The organism is Ruegeria sp. AB7 (assembly GCF_056542625.1).
Genome location: NZ_JBQGAC010000008.1, coordinates 153,647 through 177,757, shown reverse-complemented (window position 1 = coordinate 177,757; position 24,111 = coordinate 153,647). Strand labels below are relative to the sequence as shown.

Here is a 24,111-nt window from a genome sequence, read left to right as displayed (position 1 = left end):
CTCCTCAGTTTGTCGCGTCTTGCCAGTTTTCGATCGGCGCATAATCCGTATCGATTTCCTCGGCGACGAAGTCCGGGCCGGTCAGCGGCTCACCAGACAGCGCCTTAAGGAAGGCCACCAGCTGTGCTTGTTCGGTCTCGTTGAGGCCAAGCGGCTTGATGCGCGGATCCTTGTTTTCATCTTCGCCACCTCCGGCGTTGTAGAAGGCCACCACATCCTCGAGCGTCGCAATCGAGCCGTTATGCATAAATGGCGCGGTATAGGTCAGCTCACGCAGCGTGGGGGTTATGAACGTGCCGAATGTATCGGCGGTGTGAGTGCGGATATACGCACCGGGGTCGGCGCGCAGGTTCATGTAATTCTCGACGCCGAGGAACTTCATCATGGTCACAAAGGTGATGTGACGTTCCGGGGTCGCCCAGATATCGGGGTTGTCGCCCACGCCGATATTGTGCGGCAGATCATCCGTGAACCGCTCGCCCGAGTGGCAGGAATTGCAGCCGCTGGCATTGAACAGCTCATAGCCCGCCTTGGCGTCTTCCGACATCTCGCCGGAATCGAACGGCGCGCCGCGCGAAATTAACGTTTTCAGATATTCCGGGATGGCGTTACGGACCCCGCCGTTCGACGGCTCGCCAAATCCGGCGGCTTCGAACATCTCGACATAAACCGGATCTTGCTTGATGCGTTCCTGCATCAAACGCATATCCATGTTCATCGAGTATGTCTCGGTGATGCTTTCGCGGGTCGCGTCGTTGAGGTTGGTGCCAATGCGCCCGTCATGGAACCACGCGGCGCGCTTAGCGCTGTTAATCAGCGTCGGCACGTTGCGGAAATGCAGGCTGCCGGCATAGGCATCCGATAGGGCCTGCCCGTCGGTAAAGCCGTTTTCCGGCTGGTGGCAGCTGGCGCAGGACAGTTCGGTGTCGCCAGACAGGCGCGGGTCAAAAAACAAACGTTTGCCAAGTGCCGCCTTGGCTTGGTCGAACTCAATGGCTTCTACCGGGCCCGGCTGTTCCGCCTGGGCATGGTGAACCGGGAACGCAACACCCACCGACAGCAATGAAACTGTCGACAGTGCCGAGAACCACGTTCTGGCTTTGGTCATCATTTAAAAAGCCCTCATTATCCGCAAATCTGATCGCTCCGGTTAACCGGAGATCGACGAGGCGAATATTAGAGGGTCATGTATCGCGATGCCTTGATCGAGATTAAATCCGCAGAGAATTGGCGACGTAATCGTCGCTTATCTGAACCAAGGCCGCGACTGTCAGACGTCGATATCCAGAGCAAGCGCATGGATACGGGGGACTATATCCCCCAATGCCGTATGTACTGCGCGATGGCGGGCAACGCGGGATTGCCCCTCGAAAGCCGCCGAACGAATAAGGACGTTGAAATGACTCTCACCGCCCTCCTGATATCCAGCGTGACCACGATGGCTCTCGCTGTCGTCAACCACCTCCAGCTCACGCGGGTTAAATGCTGCCTGCAATCGTTCACGGATTTCGTCGGTCACGCTCATTTTTATGCTCAACGGCAAATAAATTGCCGTCCCCCTCTTCTACTTTCGGCTGCTTAGATTAAACTGCTGCCTCCGAGTCGAAAAGATGCCTTCGTGAGGTTGTGCAGATGGTAAAGTCAGATCCCTTCGGATTCGATATGTCCGTGTCGAGCGCTAAGAAAAAGAAGCCGCGCGGCCGTCGGGGTATGTCAGGTGCGTCCGAAACTTCGGTGCGAATCTGTGATCATGAGGGCTGTGAAGAACCCGGTAAGTTTCGCGCGCCCAAAGCTCCGGACGTGCTGGATGATTTTTTCTGGTTCTGCCAGCAACATGTGCGCGAATATAACCAGAAGTGGAATTTCTTCGACGGCACCACCGAGGCCGAACTGAACGCGCAGCGTTCGAAGGACAAAGTGTGGGAGCGTGAGACCAAACCGATGGGCGACCCTGAGGCCCGTGCCTGGGCACGTCTGGGGATCGAGGACCCGCATCAGGTTCTAGGCGAAAACGCCACCAAAAATCCCGGCCGCGCCAATTCCGGCGGTCGACGCCTGCCGCCGACCGAGCGCCGCGCGATAGAGATCCTCGAAGCGCAAGATAGCTGGTCGAAGGCAGAGATTCGCAAAGCCTACAAGAAGCTGATCAAGGTGCTGCACCCGGATATGAACGGTGGTGACCGATCTCAGGAAGAGCAGTTGCAAGAGGTCGTCTGGGCCTGGGATCAGATCAAGGACAGCCGCAGCTTCAAGTAGTATCCAACGGATACGGGTCAGCAGCGTTCCGTCTCACGAATAGTGCTTGTTGCGGGACATCTTTCCGATTCCCGGGTTCATACTGTTCGTGGGATCGATCGACTTGTAGAAAGCTGCCAGATCGGGTTTGGCTGCATAGAGATGGCCAACATTATGTTCCGCCGGGTATTCAGCGCCGCGTTTGTCCAGCAACTTTAGCATTGCGGCCTTCAACGCGTTCGGGTCTGCGCCTTTCTTGACGATGTAATCCTGATGCAGAACATGACACATGAAGTGGCCATAGTAGAGCTTGCCGACCAGTTGATCCGCGATCTCAGCTGGCAAATCTTCGAACCAGTCGACATCATTGCGGCGCAGCGCGATATCAAGGGCGATGATATCTTCGACTTCGGCTGCATGAACCTTCATATAACGAATGGCTGCACCTGCGGCAGCAAAACGATGTAGCCCAGCGATTTTTGCCTCACGCAGGTCGCATTCAAAGAAATCCAGCTTGTCTTCGGCAGTCATGTCATTGAGTAGATCGCGCGCTTCATCGATACCGCCATCGCGCATTTTGAGTATCAGGTGATGCGGATACCGATCCCGATAGGCCCGCATCCGGCGCGGCAGGATATCGGGCCAAAGTCGCATCGCGAACTGCATGAAACGATCGGTAAAATTGCCGAGAACCGGAATGCCTTCTAAACGCGCGTCCACCGCGCCCTTCAGCGCAAAGAAAGTGGGCAAACGGTCGGTTCCCAACTTGTCAATCATCACCATGGTGTCTTTGCCATAGCGGTCAGAGATATCGAATACCTCCTCATGCATGTATTCAGCGCTGACCGGCAGGGTTTTGAAGTCGGACAGGATGCGACGGCGCAATTCCGTGAATGCCTCGGTGTCGTGCGCCCCGACGTAGAAAGTACGTTCTGCTTCGTTCTTGGCATATGTATCCAGCCGAACCGCAAAAACCGCCAGTTTACCCGCGCAGCCCGCTGCTTCGTATAGACGCGACTTATTAGCGTTAAAGCGTGCTGGCGTTTCAGCATCTACATTACGCACCCGACGGGCGTAATCGGTGTCAGAGGCTTTGCGATTGTCGGTCTCGATATCAGTTGCTGAGAAATCACCGTTCTGCAGCCGGGTCAGGATTTCTTCGGGTGTATCACCCAACTGCATGCCCAGATGATTGACCAACTCAAGCTCGCCGGCCTGAGTGATCCGCGCGTACAGTGACAGCTCGGTATAGGAGGGGCCGCGCTCGACCAGCGAACCGCCCGAGTTGTTGCACACCCCGCCAACGACTGAGGCACCGATGCACGAAGATCCGATCACCGAATGCGGCTGGCGGCCAATCGGGTCCAGCAGCTTTTCCAGCGCAAACAGTGTGCTGCCCGGAAAGCTGACGACCTGTTTGCCTTCATTGATCAGATGCAGATCGTCCATCCGCCGCGTGTTGATCAACACTACATCACGATCGTAGCAACCCTTGGGCGTAGACCCTTCGGTCAGGCCGGTATTGGCGGCTTGCATGATGACGATTTTGTCGGCGGCAACGCAGGCTTGAAGCACCTGCCATTGTTCCAGCAGCGTGGCGGGCTGAGCCACCGCGAGCGCGTCCCCTTCACCTGATCTGAACCCCCGGCGAAAGCGGCGGGTGCTGCGCGACGAAGTCAAAACGCGCCGCCGCCCACAAATGGCCTGAAGACGCTTGATCAGATCGGCATCGTTCATCCAGCTACCCTCCGTTAATACGCGACCGAGGGCAACCACGTGGCCAGTTGCGGCCACAAGAAGACAAAGAACAGGCCGGTCAGCTGCAGTATCACGAATGGGATAATCCCTTTATAGATGTCAGTCAGCTTGATCTCGGGCGGGCAGACCCCTTTCAGATAGAAAAGCGCAAATCCAACCGGAGGTGTCAGGAAAGAGGTCTGCAACGTCACCGCCACAAGGATTACGAACCACACCAGCGCAGGTTCATCGATGACACCGAAGCCGTCGATATCCAGACCCAGCCCGTTCACGATGGGGCGCATCAAGGGCAGAACGATGAGCGTGATCTCGATCCAGTCCAGCACGAAGCCCAGCAGGAAGACGATGAACAGGATCATGAAGACAGTGCCATTTGGGCCGAGCCCGGTACCGTGGATCATATCCTCGATCAGCGCGTCGCCGCCCAGTTCGCGCAAGACATAGGAGAACACTGTGGCACCCAGGAAGATCGCGAAGATATAGGCGGTGGTGTTGAACGTTGCTTTCAGCACATTCACCAGCTTGGCCAGCGTCAGCTTGCGATATCCCAGCGCCAGCAGAGTGGCTCCCAACGCGCCCACGCCCGAGGCTTCGGTCGGTGTGGTCAAACCCGCGAAGATCGAGCCCAGCACGGCGAGGATCAGGGCCAGCGTCGGCAAGACTGCAATCAGCACGTCCTTGACTGCGTTCCAGTCAGGACGGGTTGCGCCTTCGGGTACTGGGGCCACGTCGCGTTTGATCAGGGCGATGACAAAAATATAGGTCAGGTAGAGCGCGCCAATGATCACGCCGGGGAACACTGCAGCCATAAATAGGTCGCCGACCGATAGCGCCATCTGGTCCGCCATGATGACAAGCATGATCGACGGCGGGATGAGGATGCCCAGCGTGCCTGAAGCGCTGACCACACCGGCGGCCAATGAGGGGCTGTATTTCTGCTCCATCATCGACGGCAGCGAAAGCACGCCCAACAGAACCACAGACGCCCCAATGATCCCGGTCGAGGCGGCCAGAATGATGCCGATCATCGTTACCGTGATCGCCAACCCGCCGCGCACCGTGCCGAACAGGCGCTGCATCGAGGACATCAAACGCTCGGCCACACCGGATTCGTCCAACATCAGGCCCATGAAGATGAACATTGGCAGCGCCACCAGAACCGCATTTGACATGGTGGCATAGACCCGGTTCACCACCGCGCCCAGCGTCAGATAGTCCAGACCGGTCAGCGTTTCCTCAAGCCCGGTCCAGTTCATCATGCCATTGTCGAACAGATAGGCCAGACCGCAATAGGCAACGCCAACCCCGGCCAGCGTCCACGCCACCGGGAATCCGGTGAACAGCAACGCGATGAAGGTCAGGAACATGGCGATGACCAGTTTTTCCTCGGTTGTTTCAACCAGGAAGGTCAGCGCTGTTGCGACCACAGCAAAGCCCAGAAGGGCCCAGATGATCAGGCGCAGGCCCTTGCCCTGCCGTTCCTCGTCGAGATTGACGAACAGGGCGTGCACATCGTGGATCAGCCGTGCCGCCGCAGCCAATGCCAGCAATACAAAACTGGCCGGGATCACACCTTTCAAAGCCCAACGCGCGGGCAGACCTGTGGGGCTGTCCGAGGATTCGTTGACGCGCCAGCTTTCGTAGAAATAGTCATACCCCTGATCGATCATCAGATAGATGAACGGCACAAGCAGTGTGAAGATTCCGATGATCTCGATGATCCGGCGCGCGCGCTGGCTGAGTTGCATATGCAGCAAGTCCACCCGCACATGGCTGTCAGTGACCAACGCATACGAGATGCCGACCATCGTCACCAACCCGTAGAAATGCCACTGGATCTCGTCTAGTTTGGGATAGTTCTGGTTCAGTAGATAGCGCATCGCCACCTGTGAAACGATGGCCCCAACCAGCAACAGGTTGGCCCACATGACCACATGACCTACCGCTTTGACACCGTTGTCGATCGCTACTGCCAGCTTTTGACGGTCGGGCTCACCATGCTCAAGTATACTTTCATAGACTTCAATCGGGTCGTCCTGATGACGCTGTGTCTCGGCCATGGTCTCCTCCTCAAGAGTTTGGCGGCGGGGTCGTGAATGCGCCCGGGTCGTGGGGGAAAATAAAGAAAATCAGAAGGGACCGAGGGCGGCGGAAGGAAGCCGCCCCCGGATAATCGCAAGCGGCAAATTTACTTGCGGGGGAGGAATGCGTTCTCTTTCCAGACCGCATAACCGTCACGGAATTCGTTCATGTCGGCCAGAACCTTGGCAAAGAATTCGTCGTTGGCGGCCTGTTCTGCGGCAACCTCTTCCCAGGTCGCGCGGAAGGTCGACAGCATCTCGTCGTTCCACTGCTTGATCTGAACACCATTGTTTTCAACGTTGTCCAGCAGCGCAGCGTGTTGGATCGCCTCACCTTCGGCAAAGCTGTCAGCCATCGAAGCCTTACAGGCATTTTCGATGATCGCTTTGTGCTGATCGCTGGCTTCGATCCAGACGTCCTTGTTGATCATCAGTTCAAACACCGTCGCTTGCTGGTGCCAGCCGGGGAAGTAGTTGTACTTGACCAACTTGTGGAAGCCGAGACGCGCGTCGATCGCAGGCATCGAGAATTCGGTCGCGTCGATCGCGCCTTTTTCCAGCGCCGGGAAGATTTCACCTCCGGGCAGCAGTGACGTCGCCACACCCAGCTTCTGCATCACTTCGCCACCCAAACCGAAAAAGCGCATCTTCAGGCCGTTCAGGTCCTCGGGGCTGTTGATCTCATTCGCGAACCAGCCCGAGGTTTCAGGGGCAATGATCGCGCAGGGAATGACATGGACGTTGAAGCCTGCCTGATCATACATCTCCTGATACAGGTTCATGCCGTTGCCATAGTACAGCCACGCCATGTATTCGCCCGCCTCCGGCCCGAACGGAACGGCCGAGAACAGCGGCGCGGCCGGAATCTTGCCCGCCCAGTAGCCGGCGGTCGTATAGCCCGAGTTGATCTTGCCTGAAGACACCGCATCCAGAATTTCAAACGGCGGGACCAGCTTGCCCGGTTCGTAAACCTTCATCTTCAGCGTGCCGCCGGACATCAGGTCCAGCTGTTCGGCCACGCGCGGGATCGGCGAGCCGAGGCCCGGTAGAGCGGTTGAAAACGCGATTGGGGTTTTCAGCAGCATCTTATCCGCCGCGTGGGCAACCGGGGCTGCCAGCAGCGAGGCCGCAACGGCAAGCGATGTCAGGGTGGTCTTCATGGGTTCTCCTCCAAGGTAAAGATCAGCCGGTGGTCTGGCTGTCACTCTCGCCGCGAGCACGGCTTAAGTGGTAAATATTGTTTACCTTATCATTCAGTCAACAATTTTATTTACCAATTTGGCTACACCGCGGTGGTGTGGCTCTTAACCAAGATTGACCTTTCATAACCTGGAATTTTCGAATAATTTTGCGACACTCAATAAAAACAAACGCTTATACGCGCAGCGAGCATCCGTATTTTTGGGTAGTTTTTCTTGCAATGTCGAAAGCTAGTGGTAAATATTATAAACAACTTCGACGATCTTTAATCTAACTACCGGACAGGAATTATGAGCACGAACAGCCTCTTTGATCCCGTTGGTCACGAATCAATTGCCGATGCGGTCGTCGCACAAATCGAGACAATGATTGTTGATGGAATCCTGAAAGAGGGTCGCAGAATCCCGTCTGAACGGGAGCTTGCGGAAGCCCTAGGCGTTTCACGCCCCAAGCTGCGCGAAGCACTCCAAATCCTCGAAAATCGCGGCTTGGTGACCGTGCGACATGGCGAGGGCACCTTTATCGCCCCACTGACCGGTCGTGCCATGTCGCCCGCCCTTCTGTCTCTCTATGCCCGACACGGCAGTGCTTTCTACGATTATCTTGAATACCGGCGCGAGCAAGAGGCCTTTGCCAGCCGCCTCGCCGCACAGCGCGCTACACAATCCGACAAGGAACGGATTGCTGAAATCATCGATGAAATGCAGCGAGCCTGGAAGAATGATGATCAGGATGCCAGTGAAGAGGCTGATTTTCGACTGCACGCCGCCGTTGTCGATGCGAGCCAAAACACGACCCTTATCCACATGATGGCATCCATCTATGACCTCACGCGCCAAGGCGTGTTCTACAACCGCCGCTTCCTGCGCTCGATGGACGGCACGGGTGAAGCACTGCTTGATCAGCACAAGGCAATCGCGCAGGCCATCATCGACGGCGACCCGGACCGCGCAGAAACCGCTGCACGCACGCATATGGATTTCGTCGAGGATTCATTTCGCGTTGGACAAGAACAACAAGCTCGCGAGATCCGCGCAGCAAAACGGCGGCAGTTTTCGGATTGAAGTCAAAAACAGAGGCGTATTTTTTTGTTCTACGGAAAAGTCCCCCGCACGACGTACAGAGCCTTGGCTTAACCTTTCTCGACCGGTTCTCGCCTCAGGCACTTTTCCAAGTCTTCTTCCAATGCACTAAGGTTTATGTCTCCAGCTCGCAGAGCGTCCACGTCATTGGCTCCTTGCCTCGTCAAACCAAGGTTTTTGAGCAACGTGTTCCAGTCCGGTACGTCCCGCTTCAATCCCGCGCGCAGCAAAACCTCAATTTTTCGAATGTACCAAAGGGTCAGAGAAGACACACGAATGTCAGGTGGAGTGTCCACAGGTACATGGGCGGCGATCGCAGTGCTTGCGCACGCCATTGACTCGGATGCCACGTAGAAAGCCTGCGCCGCGCTGTTAGGGTTTACGTATTTAACGCCTTCATTGATCAAAGCTCCACCGGCCAAGACCAAGGCCAGGTCTTTCCCTGAGATCGAGGCCGCACTTCCAAGCGCGGCACCGCCTGCTACAGTGATCAGTGCCGCCGCTGTCAGGTCCCGATTGCGCGCTGCTTCGTCGCCCAGCCTTTTGTAGGCATCTGAAAGTTGCAGCGCATAATACGACGTACGAATAGGACCGCGTTCAAGCAACAGGCTTGTGGACTGAAATGTTTTTGGTGCCGTTTCAAACGCACCCCCGATCCCAACAGCGTGCTGGATAACGTCTCCCGATGTATTCGACAGCACGGTTTGCTCGGCATTAAAGGCCCTGTTCTCGTAGGCACAACCGGTGATCAAAGTCAGCGGCACCAAGGCCGGAATCAGGCGATTGAAAACGGACTTCATCAAATTTCCCCATGAAAACGCGCAATTGAATAAGTGAAACTATACAATCACAGGATGCTTCAGGCAAATTCGGCCGCACATGTCATCGCCAACTCACAATGCCACAACCCGTTTCAAACACCCGGCGCGACGCGCATGGATGGCTTATAAATCCCGAATCCAGAATTTAAGCCGCTTTTGGGTTTCGCAATCGTCGCCTCGATCCTTCCACGAGAATTGCGCCACGACGCCAGGAAGCGGCACATAACCCCGCGCGCGCCAGAAGGCATCCAACGGGCGGTAATGATCTGGTCGCATGGGGTGGTCGTCAGGGCGTACTACACTGCAGAAGGCGCTTTTGGTGAATCCCATCGCATGGGCGTGGGCTTCGCGCAGATCAAAAAACGTGTGACCTGCGCCCTGTCCGCGATACTCCGGCAGCAGAACCGATTCTGCGCAATAGAAGATATCGCCCAGCGACAGGCCCGAGCCTTCGAACGCGGCCGCGAAATCGTCGGCGTGATCCGTCAAGGGTGCACCCGTCGAAGCACCCACCAAAGTATCACCGTCGAACGCTCCGACAACGATGGCCCTGGCGCTGTCGACGTAAGACTGCAGGTATTTGCGCTCATACTCCAGATCGCCATCATAGAGATATGGCCAGGCGTGAAATACGTCGATCCGCAGGCGCGCGACTTCATCCAACGCGTCGACCAATGTCGATCCGGTCATTGCGCGGAACTGCGAAATCTCAGCCATTCGAGACCTGTTTGGTCCAGTCCGCAAGGTTGTAAAACGTGGTCACGCGGGTGATCTTCCCGTCGTTAAGGTCAAAAAACGAACCCGCAGGCAAGCGGTAAGTCTGCCCATACGCTTCTGGCAGACCTTCATCAGTTTCCAGATAGGTTCCGTTGACGATGAACTCAGCCGCAGCACGGGTACCGCCTTCGGCTTCAAAGATCACGATATCCGTCAGGTTCTCGCGGTAACAGCGGTTCATATGCGCGCAGAAGGCGGCAAATTTCTCTTTGCCGACGCGAATCTGACCTTCGTTGACATGATGGGCCACGTCATCGGACAGGCAGGCCAGCATGCCATCCACGTCACCGGCATTGAAGGCATCAAAATAAGTTTGCACGGTCGGGTTCATGTTTACTCCGTCGGTTCACCCCAGCGGTCTTTCAGATGCGCGATGATCTGATCTCGGGTTTGTCGATAATGACGTAGCTTGTCCTCGCGGGTTTCACCTAGTCCGGTAGGGTCCATAATTGGCCAATAATCGACATCGAGGTGAAAAAAACGCGTCAGTTCCAGCGCTTTTCGCTGGCTGGCGGGTGACAGGGCCACGATCAGATCAAATGAACTGAGGTCATCGCCCCATTGCTCCATTTCGTCAAAAGAACGCGAGCGGTGACGGGACAGCTCAACGCCAATCTCCTGACAGGCTGCGATGCAGAACCCATCGATCTCAAGATCGTTATGCACACCGGCGGATTGCACATAGGTGCCGGTGCCGTAAAACTTCTTCATGATGCCTTCGGCCATGGGTGACCGAACCGAATTGTGGTCGCAACAGAACAGAATGGACTGCGGCAGAGGCGTCACCCGTTAGCCTCCAAAATGAAGGACGCAGATGAGCGTAAAGAGGCGGCGGGCAGTATCAGTGTCAACCTCAGCTTTGCCTTCCAGCCTTTCCTGTAACACGCGGCTGCCTTCGTTGTGGATGCCGCGCCGAGCCATATCGATCGTTTCGATCTGGCTGGGCGGCAGTGTTTTCACCGCATCGAAATAGCTCTCGCAGATCTGAAAATAGTCTTTTACGACCTGCCGGAATGGACCAAGCGACAGATGAAACTCAGCCGCCTTCTCGCTGGCTTCGGTGGCGATATCGAAAACCAGTCGCTTGTCACGGATTGATAGCTGCACATGGTAGGGCCCGTCGGGGATCATCCGATCGTCGCGCGCTGGCAGCGTGAACGAGTTATCTTCAAGCAAATCATATATGGCGACCTTCCGCTCCTGCTCGATCTCCGGTGTCGGCGGGGGCAGATTTCGGTCGTCCAGTTCGATATGCGAAATACGGGTCATCTTAACGGTCACAATCCTTGCGTCTGCACAGACCTATAACAACGATTTTCATTGAGCAACGTACAGAAGCGCCATGCGTGCCAAGTCATTGCGTCACTTCAGCCATTCAGCCGGTTAAGGCGCGCCGAAACGGACAGGCCATGCGCTTCGAGGCTTTCGGATTGCGCAAGCGTTTCAGCCGCCGGGCCGATGGCGCGCAAAGCTTCGGGTGTCATCTGGCTGAGCGTTGTGCGTTTGAGAAAATCCATCACGCTAAGGCCAGACGAAAAGCGCGCCGAACGCGCTGTGGGCAGCACGTGATTGGGGCCGCCGACATAATCGCCAATGGCTTCGGGCGTGTACTGGCCAAGGAAAATGGCACCGGCATGGATCGTTTGCTGGCTTAACGCCACCGGGTCGGCCACGCAGAGTTCCAGATGTTCGGGCGCGATGCGGTTGGACAACGCGGCAGCCTCGTCCAGATCGCGCGCAGTGATTACGGCACCAAAGTCGCGCCAGCTGGCCCGGGCGATGGCGCGGCGTTGCAGGGTCTCAAGACGTTTTTCCACCGCTTGCGTCACGGCTTGACCAAATTCTGCGTCATCCGTGATCAAAATGGATTGGGCGCTTTCGTCATGCTCGGCCTGGCTGAGCAGGTCCAGCGCGATCCAGTCGGGGTCGTTGTCCTTGTCTGCAATGACCAGAATTTCCGAGGGGCCCGCGATCATGTCGATGCCGACTTTGCCGAATACACGGCGTTTCGCGGCGGCCACGAAGGCGTTGCCCGGGCCGGTGATCTTATCGACCGGCGCAATGGTTTCGGTGCCATAAGCCAGCGAGGCCACAGCTTGCGCGCCGCCGATGCGATAAATCTCATCCACGCCCGACAGTTGTGCCGCCAGCAGGACCAACGGGTTTGCCTGACCCTCAGGTGTGGGGACGACAATGGCCAACCGGTCTACGCCCGCCACCTTCGCAGGTATTGCGTTCATAAGAACCGACGACGGGTATGAAGCCAATCCGCCCGGCACATAAAGCCCCGCGGCCGACACCGCCGACCAGCGCCAGCCGAGTGTTGCGCCTGCCTCATCGGTCCACTGATGATCCTCGGGCATCTGCTTTTCGTGATATGCACGAATGCGTTCTGCAGCCAGTTCCAACGCGGCGCGGTCCTGGGGCGTGACCTGCGCGACGGCCTCGGCGATCTCATTGGATGAAAAGGCCATGGTCTCGGGCGTCAGCTCCAGCCGGTCGAATTTCGCGGTAAGTTCGATCACCGAAGCATCACCACGGGTCCGCACATCATCGATGATCTGCGCCACAACCGCATCCACGTCGGGGCTGTCCTCGCGCTTGGCGGACAACAGCGCCTGAAATGCAGGTTCGAAATCGGCGGAGGTCGTATCGAGGAAAACGGGCATGTGAGAGACTCCGGAAGCGTTTCAACGGGTCTTATCGCCCGGGCCGGGTGGCCTCAACCCTTAGGCCGCTGGTTGCAGCGATTTGCGCATCGGGAATTGGGGGATGCCGTGCCATTCCGTCGGGTCGCCGACATCATGCCAGCCGTGCGCCAGATAGAACGAATGTGCCGTTTTGGTCGCGTGCAGATGCGCCTCAGAGGCGCCACGTGCTTGCAGTTCCTCTTCCAACCGGTGCAGCAGCGCTGCTCCGAGCCCGCGCCCTGCGTGATCGGGATCGACATAGAGCAGAGATATCTCACCCTCGCCACTTATACCGCCCACGGCAGTAACCACTCCCACTTGCGTAGCGACCCAAAGGATTGCTCCACTATCGATCCAGTTTCGGACCGAAGCCGGATCCTTATTGGCAGACCAGCGGGAAAGGTTTTCGGGATTATCCAGATGATCCGCCCGACAGAGGTCACGGATCGATCGGATCAGAACACGGCTGATGTCGAATACATCAAACACGGTTGCCCGCCGCACCGCGATGCCGCGTGGCGGATTCGGGAAGGCCTGAGCGATGCCACGTTTATTCTTCACTCGGGGTGATGGGGCGCTTGTCCAGAAGGCGCCTTGTAGGGACGCGTCACATCCTTGAGCGTTGCATCGATGGCCTCAACCGACAGGCGGATCGCGCCGTCGCCTGCCAAGGTCAACAGGATTTGCCCCGCACCATCCTCGCTTGGCTCGAATTCGACCGAGAGCAGAGACAGGATCATGTCCTTGTCGCTGCGGTCGATGCCCTGACTGGCTACCGACAGAACCGAGCCGAACATCAAAACGGCCTGCACCCGCTCGTAGGCGCGACCGCGCCGGGCAGCGGCATCCTTGTCTTCCCAACGAAAGCGATTGAGCAACAGCGCAAAGCGGCGCTGGCCGGGTTGCCATGTCATCTCGGTCACCGGGAAAACCGCATCCTGCGTCAGGGTCGCAATCACCTGGAGGTCATCGGCATCTTCGGCTCCAAGGTTCAGCGGTGCCTCGCGGCCGTCTTTGAAACTCGCGTCTGTCATTGACCTTTAATCCGTTCGATCTTTGCGCCCACGCCTTCCAGCTTGCGCACCACATGTTCATATCCGCGGTCCAAATGATAGACCCGACTGACAACCGTCTCACCTTCCGCCGCCATTCCGGCAAGGATCAGCGAGACCGAGGCCCTCAGGTCTGTCGCCATCACCGGAGCACCTTTCAATCGTTCGACCCCGGTTACGGTGGCCGTGCCGCCATGTACCTCGATATTCGCGCCCATGCGCACCAGTTCGGGCGCATGCATAAAGCGATTCTCGAAAATACGCTCTTCAAGCACGGACACACCTTCGGCAGTGCACATCAGCGCCATCATCTGAGCCTGCAGATCGGTCGGGAAGCCGGGGAAGGGTTCGGTGACCACATCGACCGAGGTCACACGCCCGTTCTTACGAGAAACTTTCAGCCCCTTGTCGGTTTCAGAAACACTGATCCCCGCCGCATCCAGCTTGGCGGCGAAGGATTCGACCAGCGACATGCGCCCGCCCAGCAGCTCAACCTCGCCCCCGCAGATCGCCGGGGCCAGCATATAAGTGCCCAGCTCAATCCGGTCGGTCACCACCTGATGGGTCGCGCCGTGCAGACGATCGACACCCTGAATTTCGATGGTCGAGGTCCCCTCACCCGAAATCTGCGCGCCCATCTTGCGCAAGCATTCGACCAGATCGACAATCTCGGGCTCGCGCGCGGCGTTTTTCAGCACCGTGGTGCCCTTGGCCAGCGTGGCGGCCATGACGATGTTCTCGGTCGCGCCAACCGAGGCAAAGCGCATCTCATGCACTGCACCTTTCAGCCCGCCCGACGCCTTCGCGTGCAGATAGCCATCTCTAAGCTCGATCTCGGCGCCCAGCGCCTCAAGCCCTTCGACATGCAAATCCATCGGGCGCGCGCCAATGGCACATCCACCAGGTAGCGACACCACGGCCTGCCCCAGCCGCGCCAGCATCGGCCCCAACACCAGGTTCGAAGCGCGCATTTTTCGCACGATGTCATAATCCGCCGTGTGGCTGTTCAGGTCATGGCTGGACATCGCAATGACCTGACCATCCTGCAGCGAAGACACCTCGGCCCCCAGCGACCGCAGCAGCGCCGTCATGGTCTTGATGTCACTCAAACGCGGCGCATTGGTCAACGTCAGCGGTTCTTCGCTGAGCAAGGTCGCGGGCATCAGCGTCAGACACGCATTCTTGGCCCCCGCAATGGGAATCTGCCCGTTCAGCGGGCCATTGCCCGTTACCAGAATCGAATCCATTTGCTCTTATCCCTCGTCCTTGCCGGCTTTGTCCCCGGAGGTGGCTCGCGCCTTGGCCTGAGCCTTGCGCCGCGCCATATTCGCTTTTAGCGCCGCCTTTAGACGGTCTTCGCGCGTTTCCCCGGACTTGCCGTGTTTTTTAGGTGAATTTTTGTCTGCCATTGCCTTTCTCTACAGGAGTAGAAAAAAACCGTCCAGACACCCTTGCGCCGCGTTTCGTTTGAGTCTAATCACCCGCCCACAGCGCTGCTGTAGCTCAGAGGTAGAGCACTCCCTTGGTAAGGGAGAGGTCGAGAGTTCAATTCTCTCCAGCAGCACCATGATTTCCTTATTTACATCAGAAACTTACGATAAAACAGCGGCTTGCGCTTGCAGTCTCCTACATAGGAGTTCTACACAGTGATGCTTATCATGCCTACACCAGGCAAAGACAAAAACAGCGGAATATACTACAACAGGGTGCGAGTTCCGGCGGACCTTAAGGGAATCGTCGACCGTGCCGAGGTGTCAAAGTCACTCCGCACCAGAGACCCTGCAGAGGCCAAAGAGAGATTTGCGGCTGAATACGCCAAAATCCAAAAGCAGTGGGCGTGCCTGCGGGCAAAGCCTGAAACCCTCCCTTTGAAAAAGATCGTTGCTCTTTCTGGTCGCGTGAATTTCCGCCTGATGGAAATGCTAGATAGCGAACCGGGTGAACCTGAGATACGGAACCGTGTACTGCACCTGAGCCAACAAGCGGAAGCTACCGAAGGCGGCATTAAAAAATGGTACGGAGATGTCGCTGACGAAATACTGGCGGAAGAAGGTATTGCTGTAGACGAACCGACGCGTGCGCGATTACTACGTGAAGTCCACAGGTCTTGGATGCAGGCGGCTAGCCAGCAGTTGAAGAGAACGGAAGGCGATTTCACCCCGGACCCTCAGGTCATGCGTTTCCCCGAATGGGAACCCGAAGGCGTATCAAAAAAAAAGGCGGCAGAAGGCCCAGCACTCACCCATCTCACGGAGCGGTGACAGAAAGACCACCTGAGCAACGGGAATGTATGCAACAATTGAGACTTCGCTCATAAGAAAGACACGTTGGCTGCCTATCCGGGGCACGAGGATATCTCTCGAGTAAGGCCTAAGGACATTGCAGATTAGTGTGACTACCTTCGAGACGAAAAAGGATTGAAGCTACCGATGGACGATCAATAAGCGCCCTTTAGGTACCGACGAGGTGCAGTTCTGTCTTTGCACTAATGCATGCCGCTGCCGCCTCATTGAACTAAAGCGGTACGTCCACATGGGTGATGACGTGGTGGACGATTATGACGACTTTGAACCAGCTGCGGAATGGCCTGGGCCTGGGCTGAGATCTCCCGTCAAGGTGCCAGACCGGTCTATTTCAATGTGATCCCTACGGGACCTTTTGGTCACATCGAGACGGCTGGCTCTGACGTTCGATGCTCCTCACGTTAGGCAAAGGTGGCACCTCTTTCCCAGCCAGAACTTCAATCTGTCGCAATTTCGTGACAGTCTCCTCGGGCTTCGATCGCTTGTCTGCCATGTGCCTCCTCCGGTTTCCTAAACATAGTGGAGGACCAGTCCAACGGAAGAAAACCAAATCACTAGAGCCTGCGAGCCAGTTCCAATCAGATTGCATCGAAGACCGATCTGCAAAACACGTTAAAAATCTCTCGGAACTGTCTCTAACTACTTTTCAAAAGCCCTAGTGTGTAGTACCGGTCCCTCTCGAGCTCTCAACCAGGCTTAACCACCCGCAATTGAAGAAAATGGTACTTTTTACTAAACACTCGTCTGAAGACCGAAAGTTGATTTCTCTGCAATGAATAATCGCAAAAGACTCCTGGGTATTTTCTTAAGCGCATTCATATTGGTTGTAGCGCTATCGATTTTTACGCTGGATACAGTTTTCAGCGCTAGAAATGAATTTCGCCCCGTTGAGTTAGACTACATCAGAACAGCCTTTCTGGCCTGTTCTTCCGCCCTTATTGCAATGGTTGTCGTTGCAAATTTGTTGCCTTCAAAGCTTGCACTAGCGGCCCGAGCTCTGACGGGTGTGCTTTTCGCTGCCGCTGTTTTTTCGATTAATTGGTCGATGGTCGAAGCATTCGTATTGCTTCCGATGATAGCAATGGCTGGCCTTTGCCTTCTAGCAACATACCTAGTGTATATCGCCTTAAGCTTGGGCATCAAGGGGCAGTTAATCGTAGCTATTTTTACGGCCCTTGTTTTTGTCGCTATCCCCGGTAAGGAACTACTGGAAGGATTTGAAGAACCTTGGAAAATTAAAAACAAAAAGTTCTCGGGCATTGAAAACATCACGTTTGCAACGAAGCCGAATGTCTATTTTATCTCGTTTGACTCAATACATCCCAAAAGCCTGACATCGCGCTATATGGGCATCGAGGAAACTGCTTTCCACGAGCCGATTTATACCAGAATGGATCGGTTCCAGAACTTGTTCTCAGTTCGCGTTCCAACAAGATATGCGATGAATTTGATGTTAGGGATGGACGTTAATGAGTTCGATCGCGGAAAGCGTAAGAGTTTTGAGCTATATCGGGGTGGTTATGACGGTCGCCTAAATGCAATTTTCCGCAACAACGGCTATGAAATCAACACGGCCTATAGTGGAAAGTACTTTGGCAACGAACAGGGTCGCTTCGTGGACAGGTATCACATCCCGTCTCAATCAACAGGTGCGTGTGAATTCAATGACAGCAAGTTTCGACAGGTATCCTTGTTTGGCCTCTGCCGTTTCCTTGACAACAAAAAAGCCGATGGAAAGGTAGACAAATCCTCATTTGTGTTGGATTTTGTGTCTTACCTTTCGCGTCAGGGGAAGCCGCAATTCTTGCTCGCTTCGATCTACTCCCCCGGCCACACGGGCAAGGACTTTTTCATCGAGGATGAAGATGCCGACGCCGCATTTAATGGCTTCTATATGGAACGCTCTGAGGAAGCACAGCAAACCATGAAACGGCTGCTGGATCAACTTGAACGGGAGGACCCGACAGCGATTCTGTACATTTTTGGAGATCACGGCCCATGGAGGAGCCGCGGAACTTGGGAGACCCGTTTTGCGAAAGACCCAGAGTTCTTTGTACATGATCGTTTTGGGATATTAGGGGGCGTTTTTCCGAAGGGGCGTTGTAAAACCTATGTGGACCTGAGAAATGAGCAGACGTATACGACGAGCGTTCAAGGTGCGGAAGCAATCTTAAAGTGCCTGACCGAGGGTCGCTATCAGGAACTGGATCAAGTCTATAGAATCAACCAAAGCGTTGACGGCGTAAGTGATAAATTCGAGGACTATGTATATGAATAGCCGCAAGAAATTGGCATTGCTCATCATTGCCGCTGCCATTGTGCACCCATCCGTTGCTCTGGCATACGTGGATCCAGGTTCGGGGAGCGTCATTGTAACCACAATTCTCGGGTTCTTCGCAGCGATTGCTTACACGTTCCGCAAGTACTTCTATAAGCTGAAGCGAAAGATATTTGGCACAAAAAGCGATGAAGAAGACAGTCGAGCGCTCGATGACTAAGGCAAACAGTGGCTCCTTTCGTGACCCCAGCAGCCGTGTATATACAATTGACTTACCCGAAAATGGCAGTTCTGCTATTTTTCGAGGCGTCGACAGTAAAACGCTTGAGAACTTCAAAAAGCTCCAGACTGAGCCCTTCTACCAACAACTTGAGATCGAAAAGCGCGTTGTAAAAACCAAGCTTTGCGCGCCTGACGATCCTGTTGCAAAGGAAATCCTAGAAGCCGGATGGGCAGGTGTGATGCAGCATGAGCCTGTCTCGATCGTTTCTTACTCTTACGAATGGTCGTTCGCCATGCTAAGACGAGCGGCTCTATTGCATCTGCGTATCTTGACCGACGCGCTGGAAGCTGGGTGGACCATTAAGGACTCAACACCTTTTAACATCCAGTTTGAAGGTACGGCACCAGTCTTTATTGACATCCCATCGTTTGTGCCTTGGCAGGAAGGCGAACCCTGGTTGGCATACCGACAGTTTTGTTGCTGTTTTCTGACGCCGTTGATGATGCGTAGTCATCTGGGCATCAATCACCTTCCATTATTACGGTCCTACTTGGACGGTATACCTCCGGTTGAGGCTGCGAACTTTTTCAGAGGTTTCTCCCGTTTCAAGCGCGGTGTCGCTAGCCACATCATGCTACCTGCTCGCGTAGAAAAGCGGATTGAGGCGCGTGAACGCGATGCCGTTCCCGCTCAGGACCGAAGTCAGCGCAAAGTCAGTCGAAAATACGTTCTGGCACTTGTTGAAAGTGTAACGCGACTGGTCAAGTCGCTCTCTGTGAACATCGAGCACACGGACTGGTCGGAATACGACAAAACCCACACTTACGATGACGAGGAACTCCAAGCGAAAAAAGGTTTCGTACAAAAGTTCGTACAAGAAAAGAAACCTTGTTGCCTAATGGATATCGGCTGCAACACAGGCACTTTTTCAAAAATTGCTGCGGAACATGCAGACTTGGTCATTGCAGCTGATGGCGACCACGATGCGGTCCAGAAACTGTTTATGCATGAATCCAGTCACTCGGTGCACAACAACATCTTGCCGTTAGTGCTGGATTTGTCCAACGTCTCCCCCAATCAGGGATGGGCAGGCAAGGAACGCTCTTCATTCGACAGTCGCGCCAATCCAGATGCAATTCTGGTTCTGGCCCTTATCCACCACATTCGGATTTCTGCCAATATCCCGATGGCATTGTTCCTAGACTGGTTGCGGTCTTTCAATTGCGACATCGTTATTGAGTTCGTTGATCGGCACGACGAGATGGTCGTCAAATTGCTGCAGAACAAAACGGAACAGTATCTGGATTACGACCGCGTGGCCTTCGAGCACGAGCTAAAAGAGCGCTTTAAAGTGCGTACTTCCAAAGACCTCAAAGGCGGTAAGCGCGTGATTTACCATATTGAGCCACAGTGATAGGGGATGTTGTTTATACGGTCCTGTTGCCGGTTATATATCCGATGGACTTGCTGTTCGATTTGATGTGGACTGCAACGAATTCTGCTGGGCTATCGATAATTCTGCTTGCAATGGTGATCTCGATTTTGACCATCCCGCTTAAGAAGTGGGCGAAAAAGTCCGAGGATAAATTTCTTGCGGTCAAGCAGTTGGTCGACATCGATATCGCAAAGCAAGCTGCTGGGCTAAAAGGCGAAAAGCGATTCGAAGTAGTTGAAAAAGTTTATGAAAAACACGGCTATCATCCAATCAAATCGATCGTCGCCGGAACATCGTTCGTTGTTATGCTTCCATTTCTGATTTCGGCGATCTTTATTTTTGGAGGCTCGGATGAATTGAAAGGCGTTAGCTTTTTGTTAATTAGTGATCTTTCGGAACAAGATCATCTGTTTTTTGGATTAAATTTACTCCCTATCTTAATGTTGCTCCTTGGAATTAGCGAGGCCCTATTGCGCTGGCATAACCAAAAGGATCAATTGATCCGTTACTTAATCGTGTCGGTTGTTCTTTTTGCGTTGGTCTATTCACTTGCATCTGCACTAATACTCTACTGGATTAGCATGAACATTTGTGCCGGGATCATCTTTTTTGCGGCGAGAAGCCAGAATCCTCGTTAGAGGTGAACTTTCGGTTGGCGACAACCTGTGTCTCGCGCCAGATTGCCTCTCCCGTTTTAGGAGACAGCTCCAGTGTCGTCCGGCAGCGAATTCACGGTTACAGGAGGCAGCTATTATTTAGCTGACCAATAAAGTTCGCTGTAGAAACGGTGGCGAAATGATGTTTGGTGCGTATCTGAGAATCTGCAAAGTTTGTAGAGTAACTTTGCTTTGAGCTGAAGGCTGCCCGGTGCATTCACGATATCCTGACTAAATGCGAGGACGCGTAGGTGCAAGTGTTCGGCTATCGAGAAGCTTGCGAAGGATATTCCTTCAACAATTGCCGAAGTTACATTGTAGCTTATGTTAGTCATGATATTGGCCAATACGCCTCCGCAGGACCGCCACATATAGCTGCTCTACGTATGGTTTTATATCATTAAATCAATGTATTGGAACTCCCTCATCCAAATTCAATTCCCTCCGGGCACACCATCTTCACGTCCGACATAATGCCTCGAATGGTGCACGAAAACGTGGCGTCTCTGCCACTGGCATTTTCATTGAATTGAGTTGAAGTTGACGCGCGCAAAAGCGCCTGACGACAGCGGGCGGTTGCATCACAACCGCCCGTGCCTAGGTTTATTCCGCAGGTGCTGTGGTCTGCTTTTGCCTCAGACCATCGCGATAAAGCGCCTTGGCGAGCGCTATGCACATCAGGCCCATGACCATCGTAAAGGGTAGCGCACCGATGATCATCGCATTTCGCAAGGCGTCCATCGGATTGTTTTCACCCGCAGCGAGGATCAGAGCGCCAATCACCGCTGTCAGGATAAGGCCCCAGACGATCTTGTGCTTGTTGCCGATGTTCTGATCTCCGCCAGACATGATGGTGTTCATCACCAGAATGCCCGAGTCCGCCGAGGTAACCAGGAAGGTCATGATCAGGATGACGCACATCACGGTGATGCCAGACAACAGCCCACCGGTGATCATCTCTTGCAAGGTGACAAACAGCTTGGCGGTGTTCGACGCCCCGATGATGGCGCCTTCGGCGGTGCCATTCAGTTCGAGATCGATCGCGGTGCCACCCAGAATGGTCATCCACGCAAAGCAGACCAGCGCAGGGGCAAAGACACAACCGATGATGAACTCACGCACAGAGCGTCCTTTGGAAATGCGCGCCAGGAACAGGCCGACGAACGGCGAAAACGCTATCCACCAGGCCCAGTAGAACGTGGTCCAGCCCGCTTGCCAGCCAAACTGCCGACCCGGATCACCTGCGGCGTAGACCGAAGCCAGAACAGATTCCGGCAGCGCGGCGGCATCGCCTTCCAGGCCAGATTTGAACCCGTCAAACGATCCCCAAGGATTGGTCGCACCGGCATAAAGCGCATCGGCAAACGGCGCTGCTTCACTCGGCAGGGCAGCATCAAACGCCGCCGCCGATTGCGGATTGAAAGCACCAAAGCTGAGCGAAATGAAATGCTGGATGTAATCGACAAATGCAGTTGCGTAAGTCGTCATCGCGAACAGGAACGACCCAAAGACAACAAAGACCAGCAACAGGATCAGCGACAACACCAGGTTCAGGTTAGACAGGTACTTGACGCCGCGACCAACACCAGAGACAGCCGAGATGATCGAGAGGCCCATGATCACAATGAGGCCAGCCAGCAGACCAACAGTGCTGGGGGCTGGTGCGTCACCGGTCAGATCCATCATCCATTCCATACCCGAAATGGCGTATAGGCCGTCGATGAACTGCGAAACCCCGTACCCGATGGTAACTGAAACACCCAAAATGGTTGCCACCACGCCCAGTACATCCACGACGTGGCCCAGGAAGCCGTTCATCAGCTTGCCGAACAGAGGTGTCAGCGCGGTGCGAATAGTCAGGGGCATGTTGCGCGTGTAGGCGTAATAGGCCAGCGACAGGCCGGTCACCACATAGATCGCCCAGGCGTGAAACCCGTAATGCAAGAAAGTGTAGCGATATCCCGACTGCAATGCGTCTTCGCTATTTCCGACGACATCGCCCGCGATGACAACCGGGTTCGATCCCCACAGCCCTAAAGGCTCAGCGGTAGCGAACACCATGAGACCGACGCCCAAGCCCGCGCCAAACATCATCGAAAACCATGAGAAATCCGAGAATTCTGGTTTTTCGCCCTCTGGGCCCATAAGCCGCTTACCGGTTTGCGGCAGCGCCGCCACGACAAACAGGAAAAAGACAAAAAAGCCGACAATAATGATATAGAAGGCGTTGAAATCTTCCAGCAGACGCGAGTTCAGGCTTCCAAGAACTCCGTTTGCATTTGCGGGCCAGACAAGCGCCCAGATAACCAGCGCGACCATGATTGACTTGCTCAGCAAGGCAATCTCAACACTGTGCCCTTCATAAAACCCGCCCGAAGATCGCTTGATCTCCAGATCGGTAAAAGGTTCCTTCATAGACATGTGTTTCCTCCCTATTCGCACGTGTCCTGATTTCCAGAAAGATCTTCATGAGCGTCCCGGAGCTTCGCCATCGAGCCCTACGTCAGCAGAGCTTCTATTTTGTCGAGGGTCGCTACACTGACAGCCACACCATCGTTCTTGGCCACCAAACGCTTTGCCTGGCGGCCGTCACCGGGCAAATGTGCGCCGTTCTGAGATCGGATCGCTTCGACAAGATCGACAATTCTGGAAGAAAATGCGTCATCCGCAGTCGCAGAAGCGTCAATTGCAATAAAGAACTGGCCTGTTTTCGGAGGCCCACCGGCGGTTCCCGAAAAAGGTGAGGCGTGTATCCCAAGCGTGGCACCGGTCAGCGCTGCAGCCAAAACCTCGGTCATCAGGGCAACGCCAACCCCCTTGTACCCACCCGATGGGGCCATGGAACCCTTAAGCCCAACATTCGGGTCGGTCGTAGGGTTGCCATCTGCGTCCAACGCCCAGCCAACCGGGATTGGTTTGCCTTCGCGTGCGTGTTTCATGACCTCGCTTTTTGCGATGGTGCTGGCACTTTGATCGATCAGTAATGCGGGTTGGCCATCGTTTCCGGGGACTGCGATTGAGAACGGATTGGTCCCGACCACGGGCTTGGCACCCCCGGACGGCGCGATGGAGGCGGGCGCGTTGGTGAACCCAAGCCCCACAAAACCAGCCTGTGCCAGCCGGTAGGTGTGATACCCCAGCACGCCACAGTTATAGCTGTTGCAGATCGCCAACACCGCAACGCCCTGCGTGCGCGCCGCAGCGATCAATGCCTCGAACCCAACGTCGATCGCCGTGTGGGCGAACCCGGTTGCCGCGTCGACCGTCACTACGCCGGGGCGCGGCTGGGACAGCTGAGGGGTGGCCTGCCCATCTACCTTGCCGCACTGAACATGTTCGCAATAGATCGGGATATAGGCCAGACCATGGCTCGCTACCCCGTCCGCCTCGGTTGCGGCGGTTGCAATTGCCAATGGGCGCGCGTTTTCTTCGCTGGTGCCCGCGGACACCAACGCACGGAAAGAAAGATCCTCGATTTCAGCTAGGCTAAGGGTACGGGTTTCGATCATGTCGCTCTCTC

The 24,111-nt window shown here is 55.2% G+C and carries 24 protein-coding genes and 1 tRNA gene; 8 read left to right on the top strand and 17 right to left on the bottom strand.

What is annotated here, in order from left to right:
- Positions 1-4: 4 nt before the first annotated feature.
- Both ACR0EN_RS18690 and ACR0EN_RS18685 read right to left on the bottom strand, forming a co-directional pair.
- Complete coding sequence (locus ACR0EN_RS18690; RefSeq protein WP_480588256.1) at positions 5-1,111, bottom strand: cytochrome-c peroxidase; 1,107 nt, start codon at positions 1,109-1,111, stop codon at positions 5-7.
- A 159-nt stretch (positions 1,112-1,270) separates the two neighbouring features.
- Positions 1,271-1,525, bottom strand: a complete 255-nt coding sequence (locus ACR0EN_RS18685; protein ID WP_170398480.1) for a BolA family protein — start codon at positions 1,523-1,525, stop codon at positions 1,271-1,273.
- Positions 1,526-1,632: 107 nt separating this feature from the next.
- Between ACR0EN_RS18685 and ACR0EN_RS18680 the strand changes: the two genes are divergently transcribed.
- On the top strand, positions 1,633-2,256 hold the full coding sequence (locus ACR0EN_RS18680; protein WP_170398478.1) for a DnaJ domain-containing protein: 624 nt from the start codon (positions 1,633-1,635) through the stop codon (positions 2,254-2,256).
- 33 nt (positions 2,257-2,289) lie between these two features.
- On the opposite strand, the gene dld is transcribed toward ACR0EN_RS18680, so the two are convergent.
- The 3 genes from dld to ACR0EN_RS18665 all read right to left on the bottom strand — a co-directional run bounded on the left by dld (position 2,290) and on the right by ACR0EN_RS18665 (position 7,234).
- Entirely contained in the window at positions 2,290-3,972 is a 1,683-nt protein-coding gene (dld, locus tag ACR0EN_RS18675; RefSeq protein ID WP_170819136.1) for a D-lactate dehydrogenase, read from the bottom strand.
- Positions 3,973-3,986: 14 nt separating this feature from the next.
- Positions 3,987-6,053 carry a TRAP transporter large permease subunit gene (locus ACR0EN_RS18670; RefSeq protein WP_480588254.1) on the bottom strand — a complete coding sequence of 689 codons (2,067 nt, stop codon included), beginning with the start codon at positions 6,051-6,053 and terminating at the stop codon, positions 3,987-3,989.
- A 128-nt stretch (positions 6,054-6,181) separates the two neighbouring features.
- Positions 6,182-7,234 (bottom strand): TRAP transporter substrate-binding protein, encoded by a 1,053-nt coding sequence (locus ACR0EN_RS18665; RefSeq protein ID WP_480588252.1) that lies wholly within the window; start codon positions 7,232-7,234, stop codon positions 6,182-6,184.
- A gap of 330 nt (positions 7,235-7,564) precedes the next feature.
- On the opposite strand from ACR0EN_RS18665, the gene ACR0EN_RS18660 reads away from it, so the two are divergent.
- Positions 7,565-8,338 carry a FadR/GntR family transcriptional regulator gene (locus ACR0EN_RS18660; RefSeq protein WP_170819134.1) on the top strand — a complete coding sequence of 258 codons (774 nt, stop codon included), beginning with the start codon at positions 7,565-7,567 and terminating at the stop codon, positions 8,336-8,338.
- Positions 8,339-8,406: 68 nt separating this feature from the next.
- On the opposite strand, the gene ACR0EN_RS18655 is transcribed toward ACR0EN_RS18660, so the two are convergent.
- The 10 genes from ACR0EN_RS18655 to ACR0EN_RS18610 form a co-directional block, all read right to left on the bottom strand.
- Positions 8,407-9,156 (bottom strand): hypothetical protein, encoded by a 750-nt coding sequence (locus tag ACR0EN_RS18655; protein WP_170819133.1) that lies wholly within the window; start codon positions 9,154-9,156, stop codon positions 8,407-8,409.
- 144 nt (positions 9,157-9,300) lie between these two features.
- The gene (locus ACR0EN_RS18650) at positions 9,301-9,894 is read right to left on the bottom strand and encodes a GNAT family N-acetyltransferase (protein ID WP_480588249.1); all 594 of its coding nucleotides are present in this window, start codon (positions 9,892-9,894) and stop codon (positions 9,301-9,303) included.
- Positions 9,887-10,285, bottom strand: a complete 399-nt coding sequence (locus ACR0EN_RS18645; RefSeq protein WP_170819131.1) for a ketosteroid isomerase-related protein — start codon at positions 10,283-10,285, stop codon at positions 9,887-9,889. Before ACR0EN_RS18645 ends, ACR0EN_RS18650 begins: the two co-directional genes overlap by 8 nt.
- A gap of 2 nt (positions 10,286-10,287) precedes the next feature.
- Positions 10,288-10,740, bottom strand: coding sequence for an arsenate-mycothiol transferase ArsC (locus ACR0EN_RS18640; RefSeq protein ID WP_170398460.1), 453 nt, complete (start codon positions 10,738-10,740; stop codon positions 10,288-10,290).
- Between the two features lie 3 nt (positions 10,741-10,743).
- Entirely contained in the window at positions 10,744-11,223 is a 480-nt protein-coding gene (locus ACR0EN_RS18635; RefSeq protein ID WP_170398457.1) for a UPF0262 family protein, read from the bottom strand.
- A gap of 98 nt (positions 11,224-11,321) precedes the next feature.
- The gene (gene hisD / locus ACR0EN_RS18630; protein ID WP_170819130.1) at positions 11,322-12,623 is read right to left on the bottom strand and encodes a histidinol dehydrogenase; all 1,302 of its coding nucleotides are present in this window, start codon (positions 12,621-12,623) and stop codon (positions 11,322-11,324) included.
- 60 nt (positions 12,624-12,683) lie between these two features.
- On the bottom strand, positions 12,684-13,205 hold the full coding sequence (locus ACR0EN_RS18625) for a GNAT family N-acetyltransferase (protein WP_170819129.1): 522 nt from the start codon (positions 13,203-13,205) through the stop codon (positions 12,684-12,686).
- Entirely contained in the window at positions 13,202-13,678 is a 477-nt protein-coding gene (locus tag ACR0EN_RS18620) for a DUF2948 family protein (protein ID WP_170408222.1), read from the bottom strand. Before ACR0EN_RS18620 ends, ACR0EN_RS18625 begins: the two co-directional genes overlap by 4 nt.
- Positions 13,675-14,943 (bottom strand): UDP-N-acetylglucosamine 1-carboxyvinyltransferase, encoded by a 1,269-nt coding sequence (gene murA / locus ACR0EN_RS18615; RefSeq protein ID WP_480588246.1) that lies wholly within the window; start codon positions 14,941-14,943, stop codon positions 13,675-13,677. Before murA ends, ACR0EN_RS18620 begins: the two co-directional genes overlap by 4 nt.
- Before the next feature lie 6 nt (positions 14,944-14,949).
- Positions 14,950-15,105: a hypothetical protein gene (locus ACR0EN_RS18610; protein ID WP_170425679.1), complete on the bottom strand. Its 156-nt coding sequence runs from the start codon at positions 15,103-15,105 to the stop codon at positions 14,950-14,952.
- Between the two features lie 83 nt (positions 15,106-15,188).
- On the opposite strand from ACR0EN_RS18610, the gene ACR0EN_RS18605 reads away from it, so the two are divergent.
- The 6 genes from ACR0EN_RS18605 to ACR0EN_RS18580 all read left to right on the top strand — a co-directional run bounded on the left by ACR0EN_RS18605 (position 15,189) and on the right by ACR0EN_RS18580 (position 20,573).
- A tRNA-Thr gene (locus ACR0EN_RS18605) sits at positions 15,189-15,263 on the top strand.
- A gap of 82 nt (positions 15,264-15,345) precedes the next feature.
- The gene (locus tag ACR0EN_RS18600; RefSeq protein WP_480588270.1) at positions 15,346-15,957 is read left to right on the top strand and encodes a DUF6538 domain-containing protein; all 612 of its coding nucleotides are present in this window, start codon (positions 15,346-15,348) and stop codon (positions 15,955-15,957) included.
- An 814-nt stretch (positions 15,958-16,771) separates the two neighbouring features.
- The gene (locus ACR0EN_RS18595; protein WP_170819127.1) at positions 16,772-18,277 is read left to right on the top strand and encodes a hypothetical protein; all 1,506 of its coding nucleotides are present in this window, start codon (positions 16,772-16,774) and stop codon (positions 18,275-18,277) included.
- Positions 18,270-18,497, top strand: a complete 228-nt coding sequence (locus tag ACR0EN_RS18590) for a hypothetical protein (protein ID WP_170398438.1) — start codon at positions 18,270-18,272, stop codon at positions 18,495-18,497. Before ACR0EN_RS18595 ends, ACR0EN_RS18590 begins: the two co-directional genes overlap by 8 nt.
- Positions 18,466-19,914 (top strand): class I SAM-dependent methyltransferase, encoded by a 1,449-nt coding sequence (locus ACR0EN_RS18585; protein WP_480588244.1) that lies wholly within the window; start codon positions 18,466-18,468, stop codon positions 19,912-19,914. Before ACR0EN_RS18590 ends, ACR0EN_RS18585 begins: the two co-directional genes overlap by 32 nt.
- A 44-nt stretch (positions 19,915-19,958) precedes the next feature.
- On the top strand, positions 19,959-20,573 hold the full coding sequence (locus tag ACR0EN_RS18580) for a YidC/Oxa1 family membrane protein insertase (RefSeq protein WP_170398434.1): 615 nt from the start codon (positions 19,959-19,961) through the stop codon (positions 20,571-20,573).
- Positions 20,574-21,194: 621 nt separating this feature from the next.
- On the opposite strand, the gene ACR0EN_RS18575 is transcribed toward ACR0EN_RS18580, so the two are convergent.
- On the bottom strand, positions 21,195-23,012 hold the full coding sequence (locus ACR0EN_RS18575) for a BCCT family transporter (RefSeq protein ID WP_170514568.1): 1,818 nt from the start codon (positions 23,010-23,012) through the stop codon (positions 21,195-21,197).
- 77 nt (positions 23,013-23,089) lie between these two features.
- The gene (locus ACR0EN_RS18570) at positions 23,090-24,100 is read right to left on the bottom strand and encodes an Ldh family oxidoreductase (RefSeq protein WP_170513784.1); all 1,011 of its coding nucleotides are present in this window, start codon (positions 24,098-24,100) and stop codon (positions 23,090-23,092) included.
- Positions 24,101-24,111 lie beyond the last annotated feature (11 nt).